The sequence below is a fragment of the Paraburkholderia sp. BR10141 genome, from assembly GCF_056155635.1.
In genome coordinates this window covers 1-7,401 of sequence record NZ_JBMIQH010000080.1, presented here as the reverse complement: position 1 = coordinate 7,401, position 7,401 = coordinate 1, and the positions used below count along the sequence as shown (strand labels likewise).

At 60.0% G+C, this 7,401-nt stretch carries 6 protein-coding genes and 2 pseudogenes; 4 read left to right on the top strand and 4 right to left on the bottom strand.

Features of this window, described 5'->3' with window-relative positions; translation table 11 throughout:
* A partial coding sequence (locus tag ACOJB8_RS40405; protein WP_475017824.1) for an FAD-binding protein occupies positions 1-112 on the bottom strand: 112 nt, incomplete at its 3' end.
* A 469-nt stretch (positions 113-581) separates the two neighbouring features.
* Here ACOJB8_RS40405 and ACOJB8_RS40400 point away from each other — a divergent pair.
* From ACOJB8_RS40400 to ACOJB8_RS40385, 4 genes and pseudogenes are all read left to right on the top strand, one after another.
* A complete protein-coding gene (locus tag ACOJB8_RS40400) occupies positions 582-1,769 on the top strand; it encodes an NAD(P)/FAD-dependent oxidoreductase (protein ID WP_475017820.1) in 1,188 nt (395 codons plus the stop codon).
* Positions 1,770-1,773: 4 nt separating this feature from the next.
* Positions 1,774-2,352 (top strand): HutD family protein, encoded by a 579-nt coding sequence (locus ACOJB8_RS40395; RefSeq protein ID WP_176733027.1) that lies wholly within the window; start codon positions 1,774-1,776, stop codon positions 2,350-2,352.
* 47 nt (positions 2,353-2,399) lie between these two features.
* Positions 2,400-3,157, top strand: a pseudogene (locus ACOJB8_RS40390) (electron transfer flavoprotein subunit beta/FixA family protein).
* Positions 3,157-4,086 (top strand): electron transfer flavoprotein subunit alpha/FixB family protein, encoded by a 930-nt coding sequence (locus ACOJB8_RS40385; protein WP_475017818.1) that lies wholly within the window; start codon positions 3,157-3,159, stop codon positions 4,084-4,086. The pseudogene ACOJB8_RS40390 and the gene ACOJB8_RS40385 overlap by 1 nt, the downstream one beginning before the upstream one ends.
* A 123-nt stretch (positions 4,087-4,209) precedes the next feature.
* Here ACOJB8_RS40385 and ACOJB8_RS40380 read toward each other — a convergent pair whose 3' ends face one another.
* The 3 genes and pseudogenes from ACOJB8_RS40380 to ACOJB8_RS40370 form a co-directional block, all read right to left on the bottom strand.
* Positions 4,210-4,443 (bottom strand): hypothetical protein, encoded by a 234-nt coding sequence (locus tag ACOJB8_RS40380; RefSeq protein ID WP_475017816.1) that lies wholly within the window; start codon positions 4,441-4,443, stop codon positions 4,210-4,212.
* 274 nt (positions 4,444-4,717) lie between these two features.
* Positions 4,718-5,991, bottom strand: a pseudogene (locus ACOJB8_RS40375) (IS256 family transposase).
* A 374-nt stretch (positions 5,992-6,365) separates the two neighbouring features.
* Complete coding sequence (locus ACOJB8_RS40370; protein ID WP_475017822.1) at positions 6,366-7,361, bottom strand: IS110 family RNA-guided transposase; 996 nt, start codon at positions 7,359-7,361, stop codon at positions 6,366-6,368.
* Positions 7,362-7,401: the final 40 nt, after the last annotated feature.

Genomic DNA, 7,401 nt, shown 5'->3' with positions numbered 1-7,401 from the left:
GCTGCTTCAGGCGGATCGCGGCAGACAGCCCGGCGGGGCCGCCACCGACGATCACAACATCGTACTCCATCGACTCGCGCTCGTTTTGCGCGGATGCAAGCTGAGTATTCATAAAGCCAGGTTCTTTGCGAAGGTTTTGTCAGCCTAACGGTTTCGCGATGGGATACGGTTGATATAAGCGAAGCTTATGGACCACGAACTGACGCAGGGCCAGAGAAGGGGTTATCCACGAGACCTAGTGAAGAAGTACGCTGATGACGCGACCAGTACGAGTATTCCAACGATCTCCCCAATCACTGATGCCGCTGCCTTTGGCACAAGACGCTGTGCTAGGCATCTGGTCGAGAGGCCAATGAGAAACGCGACGGCGATCGAAGCCATCGCGAAGTAAGTGCCTTGGGCGAATGCCGAGATTGAATTTTTCATTCCATCCCGAATAGTGCCACGCAGCTAAGCTAGTCCGTGTCTCCCCATTTTAAATGGCGGAAATCTTATGAATTGCCATCAGTATTGTTTATAGAAACATCGGCGCTGGCCAACGGGGGCAGACTTGCATCACCATCTCAGTCAAGGATATGTCCGTGAACAACTACGATATTGTGGTGATTGGAGCAGGGGTAATCGGTTGCTCGGTCGCATTTCACCTGCAAAAACTCGGAGCGAAAAAAGTGCTGGTGCTCGACCGCGCCACCATTGGCGCGGGCACGACGTCGCAGTCGTCGGGCATTCTGCGCACGCACTACTCCGTTAAGGAAAACGTCGAGTTGGCGCGCAGGTCGTGGTCCGTTTTCAACGACTTCGCCACCTATCTGGGCGACGACGAAGCGTCGTGCGGTCTCGTCAAATGCGGGTATATGATCGTCTCGGCGGACAACGAAAAGCTCGAGCCGCTTCGTGCATCGCTCGAGCAACAGAAGGCGCAGGGCATTCCGCTCGAGCTGCTCGACGCGCGCCAAGCAAAGGAATGCTTGCCAATTGCAAACTTCGACAACGCGGCGCTGATCGGCTATGAACCGGAAGCGGGCTTCGCAGACGCGTACCTCACCGCAACCAGCTTCGCGCGCGCTGCACGACGCGGCGGAGTGACGATCCGGGAGAACGTCACGGTGAACCAGCTGCTGATCGAGAATGGCAAGGTAGTGGGGGTGTCGACGAACGCGGGCGATTTCGCTACGGGCACCGTCATCAGCACGCAAAACATCTGGACGCCGGAGTTGGCGGGATGGACAGGCAAAACGCTGCCGATCGCGCCGGAACGTCACGCAGTGCTCGCGCTCGAATGCGCAGAGGCGCCCTATACGTTTCAGATGCCGGTGTTCAAGGATCTCGCGTCCGAAGGCATGTTGTATTACCGAAGCTACGGTGGAAATCAGATGCTGGTCAGCGAGGGCGTGGTCGGCGAGAAACTGAACACGGCTGACACCGAACAGGGCGACATCCCCATGGACTACATTGTCGATGTCGGTGCACAGGTCGCGGAACGCTTCCCCGCGTACGAGACGGCCGGCATCGCATCGTCGTGGACGGGAGTATATGACGTGACACCGGACTGGAATCCAGTGCTCGGCGCCCTGCCTGGTATCGAGGGGCTGGTGGTCGGATATGGCTTCTCGGGTCACGGCTTCAAACTCTCGCCGACGGTTGGCAAGATCCTCGCCCAGGCCGCGCTCGGCCAGCCTGCCGACGTGTCGCTTGAGCCATACTCAATCAACCGTTTCGCCACCGGCGCGCTGCTGAGCGGCAAATATGGTCTCGGCGCCGTTTCGTGACGCAGTGGCTTCCGCCGGCCTCGCGGTACGGCCGCTTGCTTCATTCGCACCGAAGGCCTGGCACAATGGCGGCTGGCGCATCAGCCTCGCAGACGTCGAATGCAACGGTTCGTATTCGCGCTTTGTCGGCATGATCCGCGTTTCGCTCGTCGTGGCGGGCGCGGGTGTCACGCTCGATAACGGCCCGACCCGCGTCGATCTGCAACCTGGACACCCATCGGAATACGACGGCGACGCCGAGTGGCACGCCAGCTTGCACGATGGCTCGATCGTCAAGCTCAACGCAATGGTCACTCGCGGGCGCTACACCGCCCGCATCGTGCCGCTACGCGCAACAATGCACGTGCCGTCCGGATGCATCGCGCTCGTGTTGACACTGCGTGGGGCTAGCATTTTGCGCACATGCAGGGGCGGCAAAACGCTCATGCTCCGCGAAGCGCATGTCGCTACGCGCCTCGCCGACGGCGAAGCCTTCGAGATTGAGCCAGCGCGCGTTGAAACGCAGAATGACGCTAAAGCGCACATTGAAGTGCATGCGCCCCATGCTGCACTCGTCATCATCGAACGGGCGACATGTGGCTGACGTGCCGCGCGCTTCCAAACTCACTCCCGCGCAACAAGGAAAGCAACATGAAGGTTATGGCAGCAGTCAAACGCGTTGTTGACTACAACGTGAAGGTTCGCGTAAAGGCGGACCAAACCGGCGTCGACATCGCTAACGTAAAGATGTCGATGAACCCGTTTGATGAAATCGCAGTCGAAGCGGCGACACGTCTTAAGGAAGCTGGTCACGCCAGTGAGGTGATCGCAATCACCTGCGGGCCGGTGCAGAGCATCGAAACTCTGCGCACGGCGCTTGCTATCGGCGCAAATCGCGGCCTACATATCCAGGCCGACGCCGAACTACAGCCGCTAGCGGTCGCGAAGCTGCTGCGAGCTGCGGTCAAGCGCGAGCAACCGCAACTCGTGATTCTCGGCAAACAGGCCATCGACGACGACGCAGGTCAGACCGGCCAATTGCCAATTGCTCGCCGCACTGCTCGACTGGCCACAGGCAACGTTCGCGAAGCGCTATCCAGATTCAGGGCGACGTGGCCACTGTGACACGCGAAGTAGACGGCGGCCTTGAAGTGATTGAGCTGGATTTGCCCGCCGTCGTAACGACCGACTTGCGTCTGAACGATCCGCGCCATGTGACGCTACCCAGCATCATGAAGGCGAAGAAGAAGCCGATAGACACGGTCACGCCTGACGATCTCGGTGTGGATCCGGCGACGCGGCTGAAGATGCTGAGATTCGTCGAGCCGGCCGCACGCAAGGCAGGGGTACGCGTCGCGGACGTCGCTGCCCTTGTCGACAAACTCAAGAACGAAGCAAAGGTGATCTGATGACTACCCTCGTCATTGCCGAACACGAAGACGCAGCGCTCAAAGCAACCACGCTGCACACCGTATGCGCTGCGCGCCAGTTGAATAACGGCGTGCACGTGCTCGTCGCAGGTCATCACGCACGCGCCGCTGTCGACGCCGCGGCTGCAATTGAAGGCGTCGAGCTGGTCATCCTGATCGACGCGCCACATCTGGCCGAGGGTCTCGCGGAAAATGTGGCCGTGCAGGTGCTAGCGCTTGCGCCGTCGTATACGCACGTGCTCTTCGCGGCAACCGCCGCGGGCAAGAACGTCGCGCCGCGCGTAGCCGCGAAACTCGACGCGTCGCAGATTTCTGACGTCGTCGCGATCCATACGGCGGATACGTTTGACCGACCGATTTACGCAGGCAATGCCATCGCCACCGTGCAATGCGACGACATGATCAAGGTCGCGACGATCCGTGCAACCGCTTTCGATGCCGCGCCGGCCACCGGCGGTAGCGCATCGATTGACACGCGCGAGGCGGTCGAAGGTACCCAGCGGGTGCGCTACGTGCGTCGGGAAGTCTCGAAAAGCGAGCGTCCTGAACTAACGTCAGCGCGTATCGTCGTCTCGGGCGGGCGGGGCATGGGCAGCGCGGAGAACTTTGCGCTGCTCGACCCGTTGGCACACAAGCTCGGCGCTGCGGTGGGCGCGTCGCGCGCAGCGGTGGACTCTGGTTTCGCGCCGAATGACAGGCAGGTCGGCCAGACCGGCAAGATTGTGGCCCCGCAGCTGTATATTGCTGTTGGCATCTCTGGCGCGATCCAGCACTTGGCCGGCATGAAGGACTCAAAGGTGATCGTCGCCGTGAATAAGGATGCGGATGCGCCGATCTTCGGGATCGCAGACTACGGGCTTGTCGGGGATCTCTTTTCAGTATTGCCAGAGCTAACGAGCCGCATCTAACGCCGTGCAAAAACCGTTCATACGGGGCCCCGCTCTCTACGGCGGCCCCAATCTTGTATTCACGACCCTCAGTGCCAGGCTTGTCAGATGGTCAATCCAAGAGGTCGTTGAGATCCACGAACGTTAGCCTTTTAACGTTAAGCACCGCGAGCCTCCTCGAAGTGACCGGCGGATTTGCAACGCGGTATGCAGTGCGATCAAGCTGACCGCGAGCCAGATAGGCCCGTAGGTCGCAATCTTCTGCCTTGTTAAGCTTTCACCCAACAAGCCAATCGACACCACCAGCAGCAGCACGGGCTCGATGTAGCCGAGAAGGCCAAAGAGCCCCATCGCATACGACCAGCCATCAAATAGCATGCGAGCGCAGCTGTCGACAGTACGCCAAGACCGGGCAACAGCATTGTCAGCAATCTGGTATTGCTGATCACAATCGAGAGGCTGCCTTGATCCAAAACTTGCCCGATGGCGATTGGTAACAGCAGGGCAGTGTTTTGAAGTGCTCCGTCAACAGGGTCTCCTCGGCATCGACGTTCAAGTCGATCAGGGCAGGACGGTAGCGCGCACTGATCGTAGACCTACCGACAATTTCGAACCTGTCCGCATTTTTGTGGGCGAGGCGGTTAAAAAAACGTTACCCGCGCGCCCGCGTAAACCGCTCGCCAAACAGGATGGCAAACTGGTTCATCGCAGATTTCCAGTCATAGGCATGGCGCACGGACTTTGCAAGCACGTTTCGTAATGCCAGCCACAGCAGCTTGATGGCCGCTTCGTCATTGGGGAAGTGCCCGCGCGTCTTGATGATCTTGCGCAACTGCATGTTCAGGCTCTCGATGGCGTTCGTCGTTAGATAACCCGGCGTATTTCTGGTGGAAACACGAAGAACGGCGTCACGTTCTCCCACGCACGCCGCCAGGATTGCACAATGGTCGGATATCGGGTGCCCCATGGGCCTGCAGCGAATGCCTCAAGCGCCTGCTGCGCGGCCTGCCCGCTTGCGGCCGTGTAGATCGGGCGCAGCGCCGCGGCGATAGCCTTCCGGTCCTTGTAACTCGCGTATTCCAGGCTGTTGCGTATCAGATGCACGATGCAGGTCTGCACGGCCGTGCGCGGATAGGCCGTGCCAATCGCATCGGCCAGCCCCTTGAGGCCATCGACCACGGCGATCAGGATGTCCTGGCAGCCGCGCGTCTTGAGTTCATTGAAGACCTTGAGCCAGAACTTCGCACCTTCGGTGTGCTCGATCCACAAGCCCAGTACGTCACGCTGGCCGTCGGCCTGAATGCCCAGCGCGAGATACACGGCCTGGTTGCTCACCACGCCGTCGCTGCGGATCTTTACACGAAGCGCATCAAAGAATACGACCGGATACATCGGTTCGAGCGGACGGTTTTGCCAGGCGAGTGTCTCGGCCATCACCTCGTCGGTGACCGAGCTGATGAAGTCGGGCGACACCTGCGTACCGTAGCTTTCGGCCAGAAACGCCTGGATTTCGCGTACGCTCATGCCCCGCGCGTACATGGCGATGATGCGCTCATCAAAGCCGGTAAAGCGGCGTTCGTGTTTGGGAATCAGTATCGGCTCGAAACTGCCGTCACGGTCACGTGGCAGATCGACCCTGAGTGGACCGTGGTCCGTGATGATGGTTTTGCCACTGGCACCGTTACGCTCGTTGGTCTGGCCATCCGGCCTGGGATCGCCGGATGGATACCCCAGATGCAGCTTCATTTCGGCGCCCATCGCACGTTCAATGACGGCCTTGTTGAAGGCGAGCATCAGGTCCTTGACCTGCGCGGGTGTCATCGGCCCCTTGACCAGTTCGTCCAGCAGCCCTTCAGGCAAGGCAGGCAGCAGCCCTCGGGCCGCTGCCTGCGAAGCGACAGTGCGTCGTTTCTGTTTCTTGTCCATCGGCATATCCATGATTTTTACCTCTCATGATATGCCTCGCCCACAAAATGGCTACAAGGGCTCCCCGTCGGTTGCAAACCCAACGTTGCTTTGATGTCTTTACGTACTGCGCTGCTTCGCTAGTGTAAGTGAGAAGGTGAAGGACTGCAATGCTACAAACGGTCATATTGGACCAATGGTCCGGACCCTGATGAAAGACGCGCGCGAGGACCTCATTCGGATATCGGGATTGAGCTCCCTGTATTTTTTCCAGGTACGCCCCGCGCGGGTCCAACCCACTTCACATCACCGCTGGCAGTGCAAAGTGATCTTTTATCCAGTCATGTGTACTATCGTGGTGTTCGTGTTAGTTGTTGGTAGATTAGCTCCGCACGTCACGCTGCCACTGGCTCGCGCCTGAAGTCGCCGCCGTACTTCAGAACTGCCCAGGCCATCCGCGCATTCTTGGCTGCGATGGCGACTGCTGCCCGCCAGTAACCGCGGCGCTCCACCAGGTTCCTGGCCCACCTGCTGAACCGGTCTTGCTTGTCGCCCAGGTTGGCCATCACGGCACGAGCTCCCAGGACCAGCAGACTACGCAGATACGCGTCGCCTGTTTTCGTGATGCTGCCCAGCCGGGCTTTGCCGCCACTGCTGTGCTGTCCTGGTGTCAACCCAAGCCACGCCGCGACCTGCCGGCCATTCCGGAAGTCATGCCCGGCACCAATGCTGGCCAGCAAAGCGCTGGCCGTGGTTGGACCGATGCCACGTAATTGCATCAGCCGCTTGCTGCGCTCATCTTCCCGGGCAATCTCGCCAATCGCGCGGTCATATTCGCCCAGCCGGTCCTCGATGTCGCCAGCATGCTCGAGCAAATCGCTGATGCACGGCCGCGCCCAGCCGGGCAACGAGTCAAGGTGAGTCGCGATGTCTAGCCGTAGCTTTTCCGGGCTCTGCGGTAGAACCACTCCGAACTCCGAGAGCAGGCCACGCAACCGGTTGTAGGTCGCTGTTCTTTCCTCGACAAATCCCTGTCGCGTCCGATGCAGGCAAAGCGTAGCCTGCTGATGCTCGTCCTTGAGCGGCACAAAACGCATGCTGGGTCGCGTCACCGCCTCGCAAATAGCGGCCGCATCAGCCGCGTCGTTTTTGCCGCGCTTGCCGGACATCCGGTAGGGAGCGACCAGCTTTGGCGCCATCAACCTCGCTGTATGGCCGCACTTCTGGAACACGCGTGCCCAGTAGTGTGCTCCCGAGCACGCTTCCATACCGATTACGCACGGCGGCAATTGGGCGATCAATGCACTCAGCTGGTCGCGAGATACACGAGGTTTGATCAGCACCGCTTTGCCGGCGTCATCAACGCCGTGGACGGCGTCGGGTAGCAGCAGCGCATTACTGCGCCACCGCCCCCTGAGAACCGGACGGGCG

Coding starts and splice junctions, on each gene's coding strand:
- ACOJB8_RS40385 (WP_475017818.1), top strand. CDS start 3,157: ATGACTACCCTCGTCATTGCCGAACACGAAGACGCAGCGCTCAAAGCA.
- ACOJB8_RS40380 (WP_475017816.1), bottom strand. CDS start 4,443: ATGCTATTTGATGGCTGGTCGTATGCGATGGGGCTCTTTGGCCTTCTC.